We start from the raw sequence: 17,654 nt of genomic DNA, 5'->3' as shown, positions 1-17,654 counted from the left end.
TCGAAGAGAGTGACCCCGTGCAGCGTGACTCTGCTCCTGTGATCATCATCGGAGGCGGCCCGACTGGGCTCGCCGCCGCCGCCCTGCTCGCGCGCGCTGGAATCCGCAGCACCGTCCTCGAGCGCCGGACCACCCCAAGCTGCGGTCAGTCCCGGGCCGTCACCGTCCAGGGTGACATCCTCTCCCTCTACGACCGGCTGGGCATCGCCGAGGAGATCCGGGCCGACGGCGCCCGCTGGTCCATCGGCCGCACGTACTACGGCGACGCCGAGGTCGTGACCCTCCGCTGGCCCGTCCCGGAGACCTCGCCCAACCCCCCGTTCGTGAACTTCCCCCAGTTCCGGATCGAGGAGCTGCTGCACGAGCACGTCTCGGCAGCCCCGGAGGCCGAGATCGTCCACGGCGTCACCGCCACCGTCGTCGACCCCGGTGAGAAGGGGGACGGGGCCCTCGTCCGGTACGAGGACGCCGACGGCACCACCCATGAGCTGAGCGCCCGGTACGTCATCGCCGCCGACGGCGTGCGCAGCCCCACCCGCAAGGGGCTCGGCATCGACTACGACGGCGAGGCCACCAACGGCCACTTCCTCGTCTGCGACTTCCGCGCCGCGCTCCCCTTCACCAGCGAGCGCCGGCTCTGGTTCTCCCCTCCGTTCTATCCGGAGGGCATCGTGCTGATGCACAACATCGGCCAGGACACCTGGCGGCTGGACTGGCAGGTCTCCCCCGACCTCGACCCGGCCGAGGAGAACCGGTCCGGGCGCGTCACCCGCCGGATCGCGGACGTGCTCGAACACGCCGGGGTCGGTCCGCTGGAGACGGAGATCCTGCGCTGCAACGGCTACACCTTCCAGCAGCGCCGGGCCGGCGAGTTCCAGCGGGGCAGGGTCTTCCTCGTCGGCGACGCCGCCCACGTGGTCTCCCCGTTCGGCGCGCGCGGCATGAACTCCGGTATGGAGGACGTCGCCAACCTCGTCTGGAAGCTCGCGGCGGTCCTGCGCGGGGAGGCGGGCGGCGGACTGCTGGACTCCTACCACCACGAACGCGCCTCGGCCGCGACGCACCACGTGGCGATCACCGGCGCGTCGATGAAGTTCATGACGCCGGGCACCGCCGAGGGCCTGGCCGCGCGCAACGACATCCTGGCCGCCGCCGCGGCCGACAGCGGCCAGGGGTCCCGGGTCGACAGCGGCAAGCTCTACGAGCCGTTCCCCTACCGGGACTCGCCGCTGACCTCCCCCGCCGACGGCGACGACGGCCCCGGGCCGCGCCCCGGCGACCTGATGCCCGACGTGCTGGTCTCGTCCGGGGACGGGCGGCGCCCGCTCCGGCATCTGCTCGACGGCGACTTCACCCTGGTCCACGTGCCCGCGGCGGCCGGAGCGCCGCTGCGCTACACCGCGCCCACCGACCCCGGCACGGACCGCCACCCAGCCACGACCCTGGTCCACGAGGAGGACAGCGGCCCCGTGCTCAGGGCGGCCGGCGACCGCGTCTACCTCGTCCGTCCCGACTGCTACGTCGCGGCGGCCTTCACCGCCTCCGACGACTGGCGCACCGGGGTCCGGGCCGCCCTCGACCGGGCCCTGGGCCGTCCCGTCACCGACACCCCCCGAGTGGAAGCGGCTTCCCTGTGAGCGACGACATCGTCCAGACCATCGAGGTGTCCGTACGCCCGGCACCCGGCCGCACGAAGATGGTGCGGCTGCCACTGGCGGGCGAGGTGCCCATGGGCATGCGCGACGAGATCAGCGCCCACTACCGGGTGGACTCGGCCGACGTGGAGCCGAACGCCACCACGCTCGACTACCTCGTCGGGGCGGCCGCCGGATGCCTCACCGGCACCCTGGGCGGCATGCTGGGCGCGCTCGGCCAGCCCGTGCTGGACGGTGCGCTGACGACGTCCGCGCGGGGCACCGTCATCCGCGACGGGGGCGTGCTGCGCATCTCCGCCATCCACGTCCGGTACGAACTGGAGCGCGCGCCCGAGGTGTCCGTCGAGGACATCGAGAAGGTCCACGACCGGCACCACCGGCACTGCCCGATCGCCCGCAGCATCGGCGGGTCGATCGAACTGACCAGCGAGATCACCGTCCTCTGAGCCGGGACGGCCGGGAAGGCGGGTGAGGGTCCCCCTCACCCGCCTTTCGCGTTGCCGGGGGAGGCCGGGTGGCGTGGCGGGTACGGGGCGGTGTGCCGCCGGCGGCGGAGTCCGCTGCGGGGCGGGGGCGCCCACCGGCCGGCGCAGCCGCCTCCCGTACGCCCCGCCCGGAGCACCGCGGGCGTGCGCGCACGCATCCCCCGGGACGCGGGAGCCGGCGGTCCCGGGGCAGGCGTGCAGGGCGGGTCGTACGCGGCGGGCGGGTGCGGGACGGCGTCGGCGGCGTGGGCGCGACCGGCGGTGACACACACGGCACGGCGGGCGGGTGACGACCGCACCGCCGTCGGGGTCGAGGCCGTGCCCCTCGGACGGGGCGCCCCGGGGCAGCCGCGCAAGCGGCCGGGCACGGGGCCGCACGGCGGACGTGCACCGACCGCACAGCGGTCAGGGCCGCGGGGCGCGGCGCGCGGGCACCCCGGGAGCCGGCAAAGGGGCGCGCCCGGGGACGTGGTCCCCGGGCGCACCCCTCACCATGGTGTCCCCTCCCTACGGTGTCCCCTATATAGGGGACACCGCGCGGCCCGGGGATGCCCTCCCCGGGCCGGGGCTCAGGTCAGCCTGTCCCACACCTCGTGGTCGCGCTCGACGGTCCAGATGGCCGGGGCCTCGCCGTTGAGCTCGTCCCAGACCCGCTGCACGTCGAAGACCGTGGCGTGCTCGAACACGGGCATGCCGCCGTAGTCGGGCAGCAGTTCGGCGCGCGCCGCCTGGTAGGCCGCGCGGATGTCGCCGCCGGCCTCCTTGACCTTGGCCACGGAGGTGAACAGCCGGGTGATGAAGTCCCGCGTCAGGTGGATGGCCTGGGCCACCTCCTCCTTGCCTCGGGCGATCCGGCCCCGGCCGCCGACGAGCACCTCGGTGTCGAACTCGGCCACGCGGTCCAGGGTGCCGGTCATCCAGTCCTGGTGGTAGGCGTCGCCGGTGTAGACGGCCGACCCGTTCTCCACCAGGTCACCGGCGAACAGCACCTTCTGGGCGGGCACGTAGGCGACGATGTCGCCGGAGGTGTGGCCGTTGCCGAGCCAGCTCAGCTCCACCGTTCCCCGGTCGCCGCCGAGGTCGATGCTGAGGTGCTTGTCGAAGGTGCGCGTGGGCCAGGTCAGGCCCGGGATGCCCTCGTGGCCCTCGAAGAGCCTCGGCATCCGGCCGAACTCGACGTCCCAGTCCTCCTGGCCGCGCTCGCGGACCAGGCGCTCGGTCTCGGCGCAGGCGATGATCTCCTCGGCCTCGAAGCCCGAGGCGCCCAGGACGCGCACGGCGTGGTAGTGCGAGAGCACCAGGTGCTTGACCGGCTTGTCCGTGTGCTCGCGCAGCCGGTCGAGCCAGCGGCGGGCCATCAGCGGGGTCGCCCGGGCCTCGAAGCAGACGAGGAAGTCCTCGCCCTCGATGGCGCCCACGTTGGGGTCGCCCTCGGCGGTCAGGGCCCAGATGCCCTCCCCGACCTGCTCCAGGGTCTCGGTCTTGGCGGTGGTGTCTCCGGTCGATGCGAACGGCTTGGCCACGGCCTGCCTCCTTCATCCATGCGTTGGTGGTCAGATGCGGTATTTCTCGAGCAGATCCTCATCGAAACACAGCCCGTGTCCGGGCCGGTCGGGCGCCAGCGCATGGCCGTCCCTGATCTCGATGGTCTCGGTCAGCACCCCGTCGATGAGCGGGAAGTGCTCGACGTACGGGCAGTTCGGCACCGCGAGTGCGAGATGCACGTTGAGCTCGGGCAGGAAGTGCGGTGACAGGACGGCCGACCCCGCCTCGGCGACGGCCGAGACGCGCAGCCACTCCGTGACGCCGCCGCCCAGCGGCGGGTCGGGCTGCAGGACCGAGGCCGCGTCGCGCCGCAGGTACTGGGCGAACTCGAACCTCCCCTGCAGGTGCTCGCCGACGGCGACGGGCACCCCGCCGCGCTCCGCGAGCTGCCGGTGTCCCTCGATGTCGTCGGAGCGCAGCGGCTCCTCCATCCAGTAGACGCCGAGATCGGCCAGTCGCCGGGCCATCCACAGCGCGGTGGGGAGGTCGAGCCGTTCGTTGCAGTCGACCATGATCCGCACGGAGGGGCCCAGGGCCTCGCGCACGGCGGCGACGCGGCGCACGTCCTCCTCGGCGCCGAGCGCTCCCGCCCGGAGCTTGACGGCGTCGAGGCCCTCGGCGACGTAGGAGCGGGATCCCTCGATCAGTTCGTCGACGCTCATCGCGTGCGTGGCACGGCCGCTCCCGTAGATGGGGACGGTGTCGCGATGGGCGCCGAGGTGCCGGTAGAGGGGCAGGCCGCTGCGGCGTGCCCGGAGGTCGTGGACGGCGATGTCGATCCCGGAGAGGGCGGGGAGCGCGTGGCCGCGCCCGAGGCGGTGGGTGCGGGCCCAGGCCTTCTCCCAGGTCGCGGGCCAGTGGTCGAGCGCGGTCCCGCGGCACAGCTCGGTCAGGTCGTGGTCGATCAGGTGCCGGACCGCGCCCGCGCCGCCGGTGAGCCCGAAGGTGAGGCCGAGGCCCTCGGCCCCCTCGTCGTCGGTCACGCGGACCAGGATCAGATCGACCTCGGTGGCGCCGGAGCCGCCCCGGCCGGCGCCCAGCGGGATGGCGTGGTGGCTGGTCTCGATCCGCTCGACGGTGCTCACAGCACCTCCCGGACCCAGTCGACGAGCACCTCGGACATCTGACGGGTCAGTTCCTTCTGGCCGTTGAGGTAGTGCTTGCCGCCCACGATCGGGGTGATCCGCTTGCGGTCGTGCCGCACGCCGTCGTGGAGCTGGCGCGCGTGCTCGGGGAAGCACGCCTGGTCGGCGGTTCCGTAGATCACGTGGACGGGGACGTCCACGCCGCCCATCCGCGTCGGCCCGTCGCCGTTCGAGGTGCGCATCGACCACTGGGAGAGCCAGGACTGGAGCGAGGTGAAGTGCCCCAGTGTCGTCGGGAGCAGGTTCGCCACCGCGGGCTCGCCCCAGAGCGTGCCGGGCTCGCGGTCGGTGGGGTCGATCGACAGGTCCACGTTGCGCGGGTCGGCGCAGGTGGCGTGGACCACCATCGGCGCGTCCATCAGCGCGCCGTCGGTCCGCTCGACGATCTCGGCGATCCGGGTGCGGGCCAGCTCGGTGATGCGGTGGTTGCGTTCGAGCTGGGCCGCGCGGTACGTCGCGACCCATTCCGGGTCCAGGGGCACCTCGCGTCCCTCGGCGAACAGGTCCAGCTCCGGGTCCCGGTCGAAGGGGTCGTCCTCGTCGCGGACCGCCGGGTCGAGCATCTCCGCCAGCAGGTTGGCCCGGCCGGGGTGGGCCATGAGGGTCACCAGGGCGTCCGCCGGGGGCAGTTCGCACTGGGTGAGGTCCGGTCCCGCGCCTCCGGGGGAGGAGGTGATGGTCGCCTTCCCCGCCTGCTCCTGGTAGAGGGAGATGAGCCCGCCGCCGCCGGAGTTGCCGACGAGGACGACCTTGTCGTAGCCCTCCAGCCGCAGTTGGCCGATCACCGCGGCGACGTCCAGCACGCAGTTCTCCAGGAGGAGGACGGTGTCGTTGCCGATGTACCGCGTGGTCATGGCCACGGCGTCGACGCCGCGGTCGGCCCATGCCTCAAGGGCGTAGTGCCCCAGGAAGTTCGATGAGGGGTGCACGACCACGACGGCCGTGTCGGCACGGCGTCCCTCCTGGGCCCGTACCCGGGTGCACCAGAGGACCCCGGCCATACGGGCGACGCCGGAGTAGACCTCGCTCGGACGGGCGCCGGTGCCCATCGGCACCATGAACAGTTCTCGCTGCCGCACAGCCATTCCCACATCCGATTATCGAGCTTTAGCTTCGTTATTTAGGCAAGCTCACGCTACACCGACGCCTCGGCGACCTGTCAACCATTCCGCGCCCCGTTGACAGCACCGGATGACTGACACATACTCTCGCTATTCGCACTGTGTCGCCGATTATCGGAGAACCCTAGATGGTCTACTACCAGCGGCTCGGCACTGTCCCGCCGAAGCGCCACACGCAGTTCCGGAAGCCCGACGGCGAGTTCTACTACGAGCAGATGCAGGGTGAAGAGGGCTTCGCCTGGAACCAGTCGTTCCTCTACCACCAGAACCCGCCGACGGTGATCACCGGTGCCGAGTCGGTCGACCAGCCCGGGCCGCCCGGCGTCGCGAACGAGCCGCTGCTCCCCCGGCACCTGCGCACCCATGAACTGGCCCCGGCCGCCGACACCGTCCTCGGCCGGCACCGTCTGATGGGCAACAGCGACCTCACCGTCTCCTACGTGCACGCCACCGAGAGCGGCGGTCTCTACCGCAACGCGGTCGGTGACGAACTGGTGTACGTCGAGGCGGGCGAGGCGGTCGTCGAGTCCTCCTTCGGCGAACTCGAGGTGCGCGGCGGTGACTACGTCGTCATCCCCACCTCCACCACCCACCGGTGGCGGCTGACCTCCGAGAGCCTGCGCCTGCTGATCGTCGAGTCCAGCGGCGGCGGCCACATCCGCCCGCCCAAGCGCTTCATGTCGCCGCTCGGCCAGTTCCTCGACGGCTCCCCGTACAACGAGCGCGACGTGCGCGGTCCTTCGCGGCTGATCGAGACGCGCACCGGCCCGGCCGACGTCCTCGTGCGCACGCGCACCGGTGTCACGCGCTACAGCTACGCCTTCCACCCCTTCGACGTCGTCGGCTGGGACGGGTACAACTACCCGTACGCCCTCAACATCGCCGACTACATGCCCTCCACCGGCGCGCTGCACCTGCCGCCGCCGACGTACATCACCTTCGAGGCCCCGGGCTTCGTGATCTGCTCCTTCGTCCCGCGGATGTTCGACTACCACCCGGAAGCGGTCAAGGTGCCCTACGCCCACGCGAACGTGGACTCCGACGAGGTGCTCTTCTACTCCGGCGGCGACTTCATGAGCCGGGCCGGTTCCGGCATCGCGCAGGGTTCCATCTCCCTGCATCCGGCGGGCTACATCCACGGTCCGCAGGCGGGCAGCCTGGAGAAGTCGCTGTCGGCCACGCGCACGGAGGAGACCGCGGTCATGATCGACACGTTCCGCCCGCTCTTCCTCGGCGAGGCCGCCGCCGGCATCGAGGACGCCGACTACCCGTGGAGCTGGGCGCACGGCTGGGGTCAGGACGTCACCGGAGTGCGGTGACCGCCCCCGACCGGCGCCCGGACGGCCCGTGCGTCCTCCGCGGCGGCCGGGGGCAGGTTCCGGAACGGTCCGGAACCGGCCCCCGGCCGCCGCGGCACCGGAACGGCCGCACCCGCCGGACGACGACGGCGCGGGCCCGCGAGCGCCGCCCGGCCCCGGGCCATCCGGTCCGGTGGGAGCCGGAGCGGCGGTGCCTCACCCCGCGAGGGCGGGCTCCCGCGCGACCCACGAGGCGAAGCTCGTCCATCCCACGTCCGGATGGGCGGACCTGAGCGCCGCGATGTCGACCCGGTAGCCGTGGTCGCGCAGGAAGGTCCACATGGCGCCCATGTCGTCGCTGCCCGCGTACACGGAGGAGAGGGGAACGCTCACCGGACGCACCTGCCGCCCCAGCGTGTTGCCCACGTCCGCGGCCATCTCCGTGGGCGTCGGTTCGTCACCGGCGAGTTCGATCCGCCGGTGCGCATGGGGCCCCGGGTCCCCGACCAGATGCGCGACGAACTCCCCCAGGTCGTGCCGGGCCATCTGCTGGAGCCGCTGGTCCGGCGCGAGCGGCAGCGGCAGCCGGCCGTCCCTGAGGGCGGCCGTGTCCCCCAGGATGTTGTCGAAGAAGTACGTCGGCGCGACGACCGTCCAGTCGAGCCCGGACTCGTGGAGCACGGCCTCGGTGCGGTGCTTGCTGTCGAAGTGCGGCACCCCGGTCTCCCGGTCGGCGCCCGCCACCGAGGAGAAGACGAGGTACGGCAGCCGTGCCGCGCCCGCGGCGGCGACGACGGCCCGGCCCTGGCGGACCTCCGCGTCGACGCCCTCCTCGAAGGGGGTCGTGACGGCGAACGCCGCCCGGACCCCGGTGAACGCGGCGGTCAGACTCTCCACGTCCCCCATGTCCCCCGCGACCACCTCGGCACCGCGTCGCCGCAGCGCCTCCGCCCGTCCCGAACCGGGAGACCGCACGACCGCCCGCACGGGCACCTCCCGGGCCAGCAGGGCGTCGACGACCGCGCCGCCCTGCCCGCCCGTCGCTCCCAGAACCGCCACTGAACCGCTCATGATCCGTCAGCTCGCTCTCACATCGGAATCGGAAGGGGGCCGGGTGCCCGGCTCGCCCGGCGGTGCGCCCGGGGCTGCCGGGGCTGCCGGGGCTGCCGGGGCTGCCGGGCACCCTGGGCCTTCCCGCGCCGTACGCCGCCGCGCCCGGGGGCGGCTCCCCCGAGACCCGGGAGGGGTCTCCGGCGGACCGGGCCCCCGGGGGCGTCGGCTCCCCCGCCGGGTGCCCCTCCAGCGCGGCGCGGAACGCCCGGGGCCGTACCGCGCACGGCGCCGGGGGCCTGGCTCCGCGCGGCCGCCCGGGGTCCGTGCCGCGCACGGTTGCGGAATGCCGGGGGGTGGAGGAGCGTGGTGGCGGGGGACCGCCCTGCGCCGGGACCGCTCCCGCGCCGCGGGAGAACGGGGGGCACGCAGGTGAGCAAGTGATCCGGAGGAATCGCTCATGGAACCCTCCTCGGCGGACGGCATGCAGTTCGGGATCTTCACCGTCGGCGACGTCACCACCGATCCCACCACCGGCGTCACGCCCACCGAGGCCCGGCGCATCCAGGACACGGTGGCCATCGCGAGGAAGGCCGAGGAGGTCGGCCTGGACGTCTTCGCGACCGGCGAGCACCACAACCCGCCGTTCGTGCCGTCCTCCCCCACCACCCTGCTCGGCCACATCGCCGCGCTGACCGAGCGGATCGTGCTGTCCACCTCGACGACGCTGATCACCACCAACGACCCGGTCAAGATCGCGGAGGACTTCTCGGTCCTCCAGCACCTCTCCGGCGGGCGCACCGACATCATCCTCGGACGGGGCAACACCGGTCCCGTCTACCCGTGGTTCGGGCAGGACATCCGGCAGGCGATGCCGCTGTCCGTCGAGCACTACACGCTGCTGCGCAGACTGTGGCGGGAGGAAGTGGTCGACTGGGAAGGGGAGTTCAGGGGCCCGCTCCAGGGTTTCACCCTCGCTCCGCGCCCGCTGGACGGCATTCCGCCGTTCGTCTGGCACGGCTCCATCCGCACCCCCGGGGTGGCCGAACTGGCCGCGTACTTCGGCGACGGCTTCTTCGCCAACCACATCTTCTGGCCCGCCTCGCACACCCAGCGCATGGTCGAGCTCTACCGCACGCGGTTCGAGCACTACGGCCACGGCAGCGCCCGTCAGGCCATCGTGGGCCTCGGCGGACAGATCTTCATGCGGCCCAACAGCCAGCAGGCCGTGGACGAGTTCCGCCCGTACTTCGACAACGCCCCCGTCTACGGGCACGGTCCGTCCCTGGAGGACTTCAGCAGCCTCACCCCGCTGACCGTCGGCTCCCCGGCGCAGGTGATCGAACGCACCCTGGGATTCCGCGAGTACGCCGGTGACTACCAACGCCAGCTCTTCCTGATCGATCACGCCGGACTGCCGCTCAAGACCGTCCTGGAGCAGCTCGACCTGCTGGGTGAGGAGGTCGTGCCCGTGCTCCGCAAGGAGTTCGCCGTCGGCAGGCCCGCCGACGTGCCACCGGCGCCGACGCACGCCCTGCTGCGCGAGCGGGCCCTCGCGGAGGCGGGTGCCGGGGCCGGAGCGGACACCGGGACGAGGAGCTGATCCGCCATGACGAGACTGGTCACCCTCAGCAGCGGTCTGCGCCAGCCCTCCTCCACCCGGCTGCTGGCCGACCGGCTGGAGTCCGCGACGCGGGCCGCGCTGGAGGCCGAGGGGCGGACCGTGGACGCCACGGTGCTGGAACTGCGGCCCCTGGGGCACGACATCATGGACGCGATGCTCACCGGCTTCCCCTCCGAGCGGCTGGAGGCCGCCTTCGGGGAGCTCGCCGGGGCGGACGCCGTGATCGCGGTGACCCCCGCCTTCAACGCCTCCTTCAGCGGGCTGTTCAAGTCGTTCTTCGACGTGCTGCCCGAGGAGACCCTCGCGGACATGCCCGTACTCATCGGCGCCACCGGCGGCACCGAACGCCACTCGCTGGTGCTCGAACACGCCCTGCGGCCGATGTTCTCCTATCTGCACGCCATCGTCTCGCCCCGCGGGGTGTACGCGGCGACCGACGACTTCGGCACGGCCGCGGCGGGCTCCGCGCTGGCCGCCCGCGTCGACGCCGCGGCGGCCGACTTCACCCGGCTGATCGCGGGATGCGGGCCGCGCACCCGGCGCAGCGCCGACGACGAGGACCTGACGAGCATGCGCGCGCTCCTCGGCGGCTGACCGGCGGGAAGGCCGCCGTCGCGCCGGGCACGGAGGGACGCGGCCCCCGCGCGGCGGGGCCGCGGCACGGCCCCGCAGCCGGACGGGGTGAACGGCTCCCCGCACGCCGGGGCGGCGACCGGTCCGGCCGCGCCGTCCCGCCGTGGATCCCGTCCGCCGCCTCCGCTATCCCCGGTCGCAGCCGATGCCGTCGCCGTCACGGTCGAGGTGGGAGGCGTACCCCGGCTCGCCGCGGTGGACGGGGGCGGCACCGGCGGCCCGGGCGGCGGCGCAGTTCCGGTAGTACACACTGCTCCCGCCGCCGCCGTCGCTGTCGTCTCCGTAGGCGGAGCCGCCGTCGGAGGCGGGCCGCTCGGTGACGGTCTCCGTCACCTCCACCTCGACCTCGACGGTCTTCGTGACGGTGGGCGCGGGCTCCGGCTCGGCGGTGGGGCTCGCCGTGACCGTCGCGGTGGCCGTGGCCGTGGCGGTCACCGTCGGGGCCGCGGCCACGGCCTTCGCGTCGTCCCGGGACCCGGAGTCACCGGCGCCCGCTCCGACGCCGATGAGGAAGACGAGCCCGAGAGCGGGGAGGACGTACCGCTTGCGGGCCCACTTGGGGGCGAGGCGCCCCGGGGTGGACGGCGGCACGGGAGCGTACGGATGGGTCATTGATCCCCCGTCAGATGGGTGCGGATCAGAGGACGTTAGCGCTCACGTGAAGGAAATGTGAAACCGTGACATGACGTTCGACCGCGGGACCGCCCACGGCCCGGGCCACCGTGCGGCGGGCGCGACGGGCGGCGGGGCGTGCCGGTGGCGAGCAGGGCCGCGACGCGGGCGACGTCACGCGCCCGCGACGCGGAGGTCCGGGACACCGGGGGCCCGGAACGCGACCCGCACCCACCTCCCGGCGCAGCACCCATGGAGGGAGCGGTCGTGCGTGGCGGGGCCTTCGAGGACCGACGGCCGCTTCGCGGGCCCCGCCGGCGGTCACGCCGGGGCGAGGAAGCGCTTCTCCGGCTCCTCCTGCGACATGGGCGGGGCGCCGGAGTCCCCCGCGAGGCACTGCCGCATCCCGTTGGCGACGATCTTGAACCCGGCCCGGTCCAGGGCACGGGAGACGGCGGCCGGCCGTGTCACGACGTCCTCGCAGCCACGGCCCGCCTCGATCATCGCGATCACGGCGGTCGGCCGCCCCTGGGCCCGCCGCAGGCGGTTCAGGACGGGGCGCGTCGATTCTTCGTCCATGTGCACGTGATTCCCCTTCGGTCCCGACCATAATACCCAGGGGGGTATCCACTCCGGAGCCCCGTCGCCCCCACCGGGGCTTCGCCGGCGAGGCCCGCGGCCTCGACTCCGGGGCGAACCCCTCTTGGCGCACACCGGCCGACACGACCCCACCCGCCCCCGCCCCAGTCGATACCCCCCAGGGTATTTGACATCGCGGGCGGCACTCCGTACGGTCGAATCAGCGATACCCCATAGGGTATCCATCGCGATCCGGCACTCACGGCCGCCGCCACGCCGGTTCCCGGCGGGCCGAGAGCCGGGTGCGACCGCCACCCCGTGCGCCCACCCCCGCACCGGGCCGCCCCGCGATCTGCCGAATACCCCCCAGGGTATAGATCCCGTCCTGTTCCGGAGGTTCCGTGTTCTTCTCGCAGTACTACCTCGAGTGCCTGTCCCAGGCGTCGTACATGATCGCCGACGAGACCACCGGCCAGGCCGTGATCGTGGACCCGCGCCGGGACGTGTCGGAGTACCTGAACGACGCCGAGGCCCACGGCTTCACCGTGGTGGGCGTCATCAACACGCACTTCCACGCGGACTTCGTCGCCGGTCACCTGGAGGTGGCCGACCGCACCGGCGCGTGGATCGGCTACGGGCACCGGGCCGAGACCGAGTACGCGATCCGGGGGCTCGCCGAGGGCGACGTCATCGGCCTCGGCGACGTGACGCTGAAGATCATGGAGACGCCGGGCCACACGCCGGAGTCGATCAGCGTCCTGGTGTACGAGCACGCCGACGACGCCGTCCCGTACGGCGTGCTGACCGGTGACGCGCTGTTCATCGGCGACGTCGGCCGCCCGGACCTGCTGGCCTCGGTCGGGGTCACCGCCGACGAGCTGGGCGCGATGCTGCACGACAGCGTGCAGAACAAGCTGATGGGGCTGGCCGACGACGTACGGGTCTTCCCCGCCCACGGCGCCGGTTCGTCCTGCGGCAAGAACCTGTCCACCGAGCGGCAGTCGACGATCGGCGAGCAGCGCGCGACGAACTACGCCTGTGCGCCGATGAGCGAGCGGGACTTCGTCGCCCTCGTGACCGCCGGCCAGTCGGCGGCCCCCGGCTACTTCGCCTACGACGCGGACCTCAACCGCCGGGAGCGGGAGCTGTTCGACCCGGCGAGCGCGTCGCGGGCGCTGGGCGTGGCGGACTTCCTGGCCCGGCGCGCGGCGGGCGCGGTGGTGGTCGACGCGCGTGATCCGCAGGAGTTCGCCGCCGGTCACGCGCGCGGCGCGGTCAACGTGCCCGCGGACGGCCGGTTCGCCGAGCAGGCCGGCACCGTGCTGCCGTCCGGTGCGGAGCTGCTGGTCGTGGCGCCGGAGAACCGGGAGGAGGAGATCGTCACCCGGCTCGCCCGGATCGGCTTCGACCGCGTCGCCGGGTATCTGGCCGCACCCGACGAGGCGCTCGCCGCGATGGCCGACGAGGTCTCCCCGGCCAGCCGCCTGACCGCCGTCCAGCTCCGCGCCGAGCTGGACGGGCCGAACCCGCCGGTCGTCGTCGACGTCCGCAACTGCGGCGAGCGCGGCGAGAACGGGTTCATCGAGGGTGCCCTGCACATCGCCCTGGGCGAGCTGCCGCGCCGCCTCGACGAGATCCCGCGCGACAAGCCGCTGGTCCTGCACTGCGCGGGCGGTCACCGCTCCTCGATCGCCGCGAGCCTGCTGCGCCACCACGGCTTCGACGACGTCTCCGACGTGCTCGGCGGCTGGGCCGCCTGGGCCCTGGCGAACACGCCCGCCGCCGCCTGACCCGCCGCCTTCCCCTCTTCCCACCGCCGGCGTCCCGCACGGGACCTCCTTCCGGCGAGCCCTGTGCGGGCGCGCCCGCTCTCCCGCGTTCCGTTCCCGTTCCGCTGCCTCTCCACGGAGTAGTCCTCATGACCACCGACGCTTCCCGTACCTCCGTCTTCACCCCCGCCGCCCTTCAGCACCTGATCGAGACCGGTGACGGCCCCCGTCTGATCGACGTGCGGACGTCCGGCGAGTTCGAGACCGGCCACATCCCCGGCGCCCACAACGTGCCCCTGGACACCCTGCGCGAGCACCGTGCGGAGCTGCGCGGGCACCTGGACGAGGACGTGGTGCTGGTCTGCCGCGCCGGATCCCGCGCGGCGCAGGCCGAGGAGGCGCTCGCCGAGGCGGGCCTGCCGAACCTGCGGGTCCTCGACGGCGGCATGATGGCCTGGGAGGCTTCCGGCGCCCCGGTCGACCGCGGTCGGCAGCGCTGGGCACTGGAGCGTCAGGTCCGTCTCGTCGCCGGCTCGATCGTGCTCGTCAGCGGCGTCGTGGGGTTCTTCGTCCCCGGCGTGCACCTGATCGGCACCGCGATCGGCGCCGGGCTGACCTTCGCCGCGCTCAGCAACACCTGCGCCCTGGGCATGATGCTGTCCAAGCTGCCGTACAACCGGGGCCCGCGCACCGATGTCGGCACCGTCGTCGCCTCCCTGAAGAGCGGGTCCCGAGCGTCGGGGAGCGGGTCCTGAGCGTCCCGCGGCCGCCCCGGCCGACGGCCCCGGGCTGAGGGCCGTCCCGGGAACCCCGCTCGCGGTGGCCGCCCCGATGTCCTCCCCCGGCCCCGCCGGCGTCCCGCTCGGCCGGGGGCCGGGCCCGGCGGGCGGCACCGCGCGGGGCCGGCCGCCGAGGGCACCGTCCGCGCCACGCGGAGCGGGCCGCCCAGGTCCCGGCAGCCCCTCGCGGAGGCATCGCGCGGCGGAACCGCCGCCTCCCCCCGTTCTCGACGCCTCCCCGTTCTCGACGCCGCCGCCGGTGGGGCGGTCGCCGTCGACGACTCCGCTCCGCCACCGGGTCGGCCCGTCGTCACCGGCCCAGCGGGCGGCCGCCCGGTACCGCACCCGGTCCCGGGCCGCCGGTGGCCGCTCCGGCTCCCGCACGACGTACCCGCACGACCGCACGAAAGAGGTCCCGTGATGTTCCCGTTCTCCCGAGACAAGAAGCGCGTCACCGTCGAGGAGGCCCGTCGGCGCACCCTGGGCGCCGACGCCCCGGACGTCCTGCTGGACGTCCGCGAGCGGGGCGAGTGGACCGCCGGGCGGGCGCCCGGCGCGATGCACGCGCCACTGTCCGCCCTGGTCACGGGGGCGGCGCTGCCGAAGGCCGCCCGGGGCAGGCCGCTGACGGTGATATGCCGCAGCGGGAACCGCTCGCAGAAGGCCGCCGAGCTGCTCCGTGCGCGCGGCGCGGAGGCGGTGGACGTCAAGGGCGGGATGAAGCAGTGGGCCGCCGCCGGATACCCGGTGGTCGGCGGAAGCGGCGACGAGGGCTCGGTGGCATGACCGCCCTGATCCTCGCGCTGGTGGCCGGAGCCGTCGTCGGCCTGGCGCTCGGCGGCCTCGGCGGTGGCGGCAGCGTTCTGGCCGTCCCGGCCCTGACCTATCTGATCGGCATGGAGCCCGCCGAGGCGATCACCACCAGCCTGATCATCGTCACCCTGACGTCCGTCACCGCGCTCGCCGGGCACGCCCGGGACGGCAACGTGGCCTGGCGGACCGGACTGCTGTTCGCGGCGGCGGGCATCGTCCCCGCCATGCTCGCCGGTACGGCCGCCGGGCATCTGCCCCAGGCGGGGCTGACCGTCGCCTTCGCCGCCGTCGCGGGACTCGCCGCGCTGCGCATGCTGCGTCCCTCGTCCGCCGCGGCCGGGGGCGAGGTGCGCCCCGTCGGGGCCGGTGCCGCCGGTGCCGGGCTCGGCGCCGTGACCGGGCTGCTGGGTGTGGGCGGCGGATTCCTCGCCGTGCCCGCCCTGACGCGGGTGCTCAACCTCCCGATGCGCCGGGCCATCGGCACCAGTCTGCTGGTCATCACCATCAACTCCGCCGCCGCGCTCGGCGCCCGGGCCGGTACCGGAGTCCATCTGGACTGGGCCGTCATCGCGCCCTTCACCGCCGCCGCGATCCTCGGTGCCTGGGACGGCAAACGCCATGCGCGACGGCTCAGCGGCAACACGCTGCAGCGCGTCTTCGCCTACGCCCTGCTCGCGGTCGCGGCCTTCATGCTCGCCGACGCGTTCGTCTGACCCCTCCGCCGCTTCCGTGCCGCCCGCCGTGCCGGTCCCGGGCGGTGCCGCGCGGTCCCGGCTCCACCGGGCCGGGTGGGGCACCGTGGTGCGGGCGCGCCCCGCGATGGCAGGATGGCCGGCGACAAGGGCGACGGCGGAACGAGGAAGCCGGTGTGAATCCGGCGCGGTCCCGCCACTGTGATCGGCGAGCGGATCCCAGGACGGCCACGGCCCCAGCGGGCCGGAAGGCCGGGACGGGCATCGACCCGAGAGCCAGGAGACTCACGCGGTCGCCCCCTCGACGAACCACGGGGCGGATCTCCCCGGAGAGAGGAACGGCACCGCATGCCCGCGACGCCGACCGGACGAACCACTGACGGCACCCCCACCGGAGCGGCGGACGGCCCCGTGCCGTGCCGTGTCGTCGTGTGCCGCGACTGCTGCTGCGGCAGCCCCAAGGTGACCGGCGTCGACCACGCCGCCCAGACGGCGCGTCTGCGCGCCCAGGTCCCGGTGCGGGTGTCCGCCTGCCTGGACGTCTGCGACCAGGCCAACGTCGTCGTCGTACTGCCCTCCGCCGCGGGCCGGGCCGCCGGGGCCCGGCCCGTCTGGCTGGGCCTGGTCAACGACCCGGACGCGACCGAGGACGTCGCCGCCTGGGCACGCGCCGGCGGACCGGGCGTCGCGCCCCTGCCGGACATCCTCGACCTCTACGCCATCACGCCGCCGCGACGGCGTACGGCCCGACGGCGTACGGCCTCGTGATCGTGCGGACGGAGAACCGGGGAGGAGTCGGCACCGCGCACCGGGCCCGTGCCTCGTCCGCGTCCGTCACCGCCGCGCTGCGGGACGTGGCGGATCTCGGCGGCTTCTTCGCCCTGCGGACCGGCGGACGGGACGACGGCTGGCACCCGGTCGCCCGTTCCTACGCGGAGGGCTTCACCGACCTCGCCGAAGCCGTCGCCCGCCGCCACCGCACCCGGGAGCCGCGCGTCGACGTCTCCATCGCCCAGCTCGGCCATGCCGCGCGCCTCTGGTCACCGGCGCTGGCCTGCGTCGTCCTGCACGGGATCGTGCTCGACCTCGACGGGCTGCAACGGGCCGACGACGGACCGGCCCTCCGGCTGCCCCGGCCCGCCGGACTGCACGTCGACCGGCTCGACGACGGCCCCGCCCACGCGCTGTACCAGCAGGTGACACGCCATCTGTCGGCGCTGGCCGACGGCCTGCGCGTGAAGGTCGCCCCGCGGCTGCTGGACGGCAACTCGGCGTCGGCGCTCGCCGAGGCGGCCCGCGCCCTGCTGGCGCACCGCCCCGCCGCACGCGGACCGCTCACCGACCTCACGACCACGCTGCTGGACACCGGACGCCTGGCGGGCACCGGCACGCTCACCGGCCCCGACCTCACGTTCCGCCGCCTGAGCTGCTGCCTCTACTACCGCGCGCCGGACGGCTCGAAGTGCGGCGACTGCGGTCTCGCCGGCCGCGCGCGGGGGCGGGCGCCGCGGTGAGGCACGTCGGAGCGCGCCGGACAGCGGTCGGAGCGGCCCGGACCGGGGCCGGACACGGCCGCCGAAAGCCGCCCCGCCGGGTCCGTCCCTCGTGGCCCGTCGGCCCCGGCCGAGGGCGCCGGTCCCCGGCCGGTGCCCGGAAATGACCGAGGGCCGGTTCCGGATGACTCCGGAACCGGCCCCGACCCGCGACTGTCTCCAGTCGGGACGACAGGATTTGAACCTGCGACCCCTTGACCCCCAGTGAACGAAACACCGTCCACAGAGGTCTGTGAGTTCCGGGGAGTGCACAAACGTCCAGGTCAGGGCCAGCTTTTCCGGCTCGTTCCACGGAGTCCGT

At 74.0% G+C, this 17,654-nt stretch carries 17 protein-coding genes and 1 riboswitch; of the genes, 11 read left to right on the top strand and 6 right to left on the bottom strand.

Going from position 1 to position 17,654, the window contains the following annotated elements:
* The first annotated feature begins 38 nt into the window (after window positions 1–38).
* Window positions 39–1,637 carry an FAD-dependent monooxygenase gene (locus ACZ7LB_RS26350; RefSeq protein ID WP_471471695.1) on the top strand — a complete coding sequence of 533 codons (1,599 nt, stop codon included), beginning with the start codon at window positions 39–41 and terminating at the stop codon, window positions 1,635–1,637.
* Complete coding sequence (locus ACZ7LB_RS26345) at window positions 1,634–2,101, top strand: OsmC family protein (protein ID WP_471471694.1); 468 nt, start codon at window positions 1,634–1,636, stop codon at window positions 2,099–2,101. The genes ACZ7LB_RS26350 and ACZ7LB_RS26345 overlap by 4 nt, the downstream gene beginning before the upstream one ends.
* A 608-nt stretch (window positions 2,102–2,709) precedes the next feature.
* Here the strand turns inward: ACZ7LB_RS26345 and ACZ7LB_RS26340 are convergent.
* From ACZ7LB_RS26340 to ACZ7LB_RS26330, 3 genes are read right to left on the bottom strand one after another with little or no spacing between them, the layout of a single operon-like run.
* Complete coding sequence (locus ACZ7LB_RS26340) at window positions 2,710–3,663, bottom strand: MBL fold metallo-hydrolase (RefSeq protein ID WP_471471693.1); 954 nt, start codon at window positions 3,661–3,663, stop codon at window positions 2,710–2,712.
* A gap of 30 nt (window positions 3,664–3,693) precedes the next feature.
* Entirely contained in the window at window positions 3,694–4,770 is a 1,077-nt protein-coding gene (locus ACZ7LB_RS26335) for a mandelate racemase/muconate lactonizing enzyme family protein (protein ID WP_471471692.1), read from the bottom strand.
* Complete coding sequence (locus tag ACZ7LB_RS26330) at window positions 4,767–5,915, bottom strand: alpha/beta hydrolase (protein WP_471471691.1); 1,149 nt, start codon at window positions 5,913–5,915, stop codon at window positions 4,767–4,769. Before ACZ7LB_RS26330 ends, ACZ7LB_RS26335 begins: the two co-directional genes overlap by 4 nt.
* Before the next feature lie 164 nt (window positions 5,916–6,079).
* On the opposite strand from ACZ7LB_RS26330, the gene ACZ7LB_RS26325 reads away from it, so the two are divergent.
* Complete coding sequence (locus ACZ7LB_RS26325; protein WP_471471690.1) at window positions 6,080–7,270, top strand: homogentisate 1,2-dioxygenase; 1,191 nt, start codon at window positions 6,080–6,082, stop codon at window positions 7,268–7,270.
* Between the two features lie 195 nt (window positions 7,271–7,465).
* Here the strand turns inward: ACZ7LB_RS26325 and ACZ7LB_RS26320 are convergent, their stop codons facing one another.
* The gene (locus ACZ7LB_RS26320) at window positions 7,466–8,320 is read right to left on the bottom strand and encodes an NmrA/HSCARG family protein (RefSeq protein ID WP_471471689.1); all 855 of its coding nucleotides are present in this window, start codon (window positions 8,318–8,320) and stop codon (window positions 7,466–7,468) included.
* 463 nt (window positions 8,321–8,783) lie between these two features.
* On the opposite strand from ACZ7LB_RS26320, the gene ACZ7LB_RS26315 reads away from it, so the two are divergent.
* Both ACZ7LB_RS26315 and ACZ7LB_RS26310 read left to right on the top strand, forming a co-directional pair.
* Entirely contained in the window at window positions 8,784–9,902 is a 1,119-nt protein-coding gene (locus ACZ7LB_RS26315) for an LLM class flavin-dependent oxidoreductase (protein ID WP_471471728.1), read from the top strand.
* Between the two features lie 6 nt (window positions 9,903–9,908).
* Window positions 9,909–10,517: a CE1759 family FMN reductase gene (locus ACZ7LB_RS26310; protein ID WP_471471688.1), complete on the top strand. Its 609-nt coding sequence runs from the start codon at window positions 9,909–9,911 to the stop codon at window positions 10,515–10,517.
* 165 nt (window positions 10,518–10,682) lie between these two features.
* On the opposite strand, the gene ACZ7LB_RS26305 is transcribed toward ACZ7LB_RS26310, so the two are convergent.
* Both ACZ7LB_RS26305 and ACZ7LB_RS26300 read right to left on the bottom strand, forming a co-directional pair.
* A complete protein-coding gene (locus tag ACZ7LB_RS26305) occupies window positions 10,683–11,168 on the bottom strand; it encodes an excalibur calcium-binding domain-containing protein (protein ID WP_471471687.1) in 486 nt (161 codons plus the stop codon).
* 321 nt (window positions 11,169–11,489) lie between these two features.
* Window positions 11,490–11,747, bottom strand: coding sequence for a metal-sensitive transcriptional regulator (locus ACZ7LB_RS26300; protein ID WP_471471686.1), 258 nt, complete (start codon window positions 11,745–11,747; stop codon window positions 11,490–11,492).
* A 401-nt stretch (window positions 11,748–12,148) separates the two neighbouring features.
* Here ACZ7LB_RS26300 and ACZ7LB_RS26295 point away from each other — a divergent pair, with 401 nt between their 5' ends.
* From ACZ7LB_RS26295 to ACZ7LB_RS26270, 6 genes are all read left to right on the top strand, one after another.
* Window positions 12,149–13,537 carry an MBL fold metallo-hydrolase gene (locus ACZ7LB_RS26295; protein ID WP_471471685.1) on the top strand — a complete coding sequence of 463 codons (1,389 nt, stop codon included), beginning with the start codon at window positions 12,149–12,151 and terminating at the stop codon, window positions 13,535–13,537.
* 128 nt (window positions 13,538–13,665) lie between these two features.
* Window positions 13,666–14,271, top strand: a complete 606-nt coding sequence (locus tag ACZ7LB_RS26290; protein ID WP_471471684.1) for a rhodanese-like domain-containing protein — start codon at window positions 13,666–13,668, stop codon at window positions 14,269–14,271.
* Window positions 14,272–14,715: 444 nt separating this feature from the next.
* The gene (locus ACZ7LB_RS26285; RefSeq protein ID WP_471471683.1) at window positions 14,716–15,081 is read left to right on the top strand and encodes a rhodanese-like domain-containing protein; all 366 of its coding nucleotides are present in this window, start codon (window positions 14,716–14,718) and stop codon (window positions 15,079–15,081) included.
* Entirely contained in the window at window positions 15,078–15,821 is a 744-nt protein-coding gene (locus ACZ7LB_RS26280) for a sulfite exporter TauE/SafE family protein (protein ID WP_471471682.1), read from the top strand. The genes ACZ7LB_RS26285 and ACZ7LB_RS26280 overlap by 4 nt, the downstream gene beginning before the upstream one ends.
* A 144-nt stretch (window positions 15,822–15,965) precedes the next feature.
* A riboswitch (cobalamin riboswitch) is annotated at window positions 15,966–16,086 on the top strand.
* Between the two features lie 62 nt (window positions 16,087–16,148).
* Window positions 16,149–16,568, top strand: coding sequence for a (2Fe-2S) ferredoxin domain-containing protein (locus ACZ7LB_RS26275; protein WP_471471681.1), 420 nt, complete (start codon window positions 16,149–16,151; stop codon window positions 16,566–16,568).
* The gene (locus ACZ7LB_RS26270) at window positions 16,565–17,314 is read left to right on the top strand and encodes a (2Fe-2S)-binding protein (protein ID WP_471471680.1); all 750 of its coding nucleotides are present in this window, start codon (window positions 16,565–16,567) and stop codon (window positions 17,312–17,314) included. The genes ACZ7LB_RS26275 and ACZ7LB_RS26270 overlap by 4 nt, the downstream gene beginning before the upstream one ends.
* The last annotated feature ends 340 nt before the right edge of the window (window positions 17,315–17,654 follow it).

This window comes from Streptomyces sp. NPDC107521, assembly GCF_055598485.1.
The sequence above is the reverse complement of the archived record's forward strand: the minus strand, read 5'-3'. Positions and strand labels throughout refer to the sequence as shown.

Coding starts and splice junctions, on each gene's coding strand:
- ACZ7LB_RS26330 (WP_471471691.1), bottom strand. CDS start 5,915: ATGGCTGTGCGGCAGCGAGAACTGTTCATGGTGCCGATGGGCACCGGC.
- ACZ7LB_RS26325 (WP_471471690.1), top strand. CDS start 6,080: ATGGTCTACTACCAGCGGCTCGGCACTGTCCCGCCGAAGCGCCACACG.
- ACZ7LB_RS26320 (WP_471471689.1), bottom strand. CDS start 8,320: ATGAGCGGTTCAGTGGCGGTTCTGGGAGCGACGGGCGGGCAGGGCGGC.
- ACZ7LB_RS26315 (WP_471471728.1), top strand. CDS start 8,784: ATGCAGTTCGGGATCTTCACCGTCGGCGACGTCACCACCGATCCCACC.
- ACZ7LB_RS26310 (WP_471471688.1), top strand. CDS start 9,909: ATGACGAGACTGGTCACCCTCAGCAGCGGTCTGCGCCAGCCCTCCTCC.
- ACZ7LB_RS26305 (WP_471471687.1), bottom strand. CDS start 11,168: ATGACCCATCCGTACGCTCCCGTGCCGCCGTCCACCCCGGGGCGCCTC.
- ACZ7LB_RS26300 (WP_471471686.1), bottom strand. CDS start 11,747: ATGGACGAAGAATCGACGCGCCCCGTCCTGAACCGCCTGCGGCGGGCC.
- ACZ7LB_RS26290 (WP_471471684.1), top strand. CDS start 13,666: ATGACCACCGACGCTTCCCGTACCTCCGTCTTCACCCCCGCCGCCCTT.
- ACZ7LB_RS26285 (WP_471471683.1), top strand. CDS start 14,716: ATGTTCCCGTTCTCCCGAGACAAGAAGCGCGTCACCGTCGAGGAGGCC.
- ACZ7LB_RS26280 (WP_471471682.1), top strand. CDS start 15,078: ATGACCGCCCTGATCCTCGCGCTGGTGGCCGGAGCCGTCGTCGGCCTG.
- ACZ7LB_RS26275 (WP_471471681.1), top strand. CDS start 16,149: ATGCCCGCGACGCCGACCGGACGAACCACTGACGGCACCCCCACCGGA.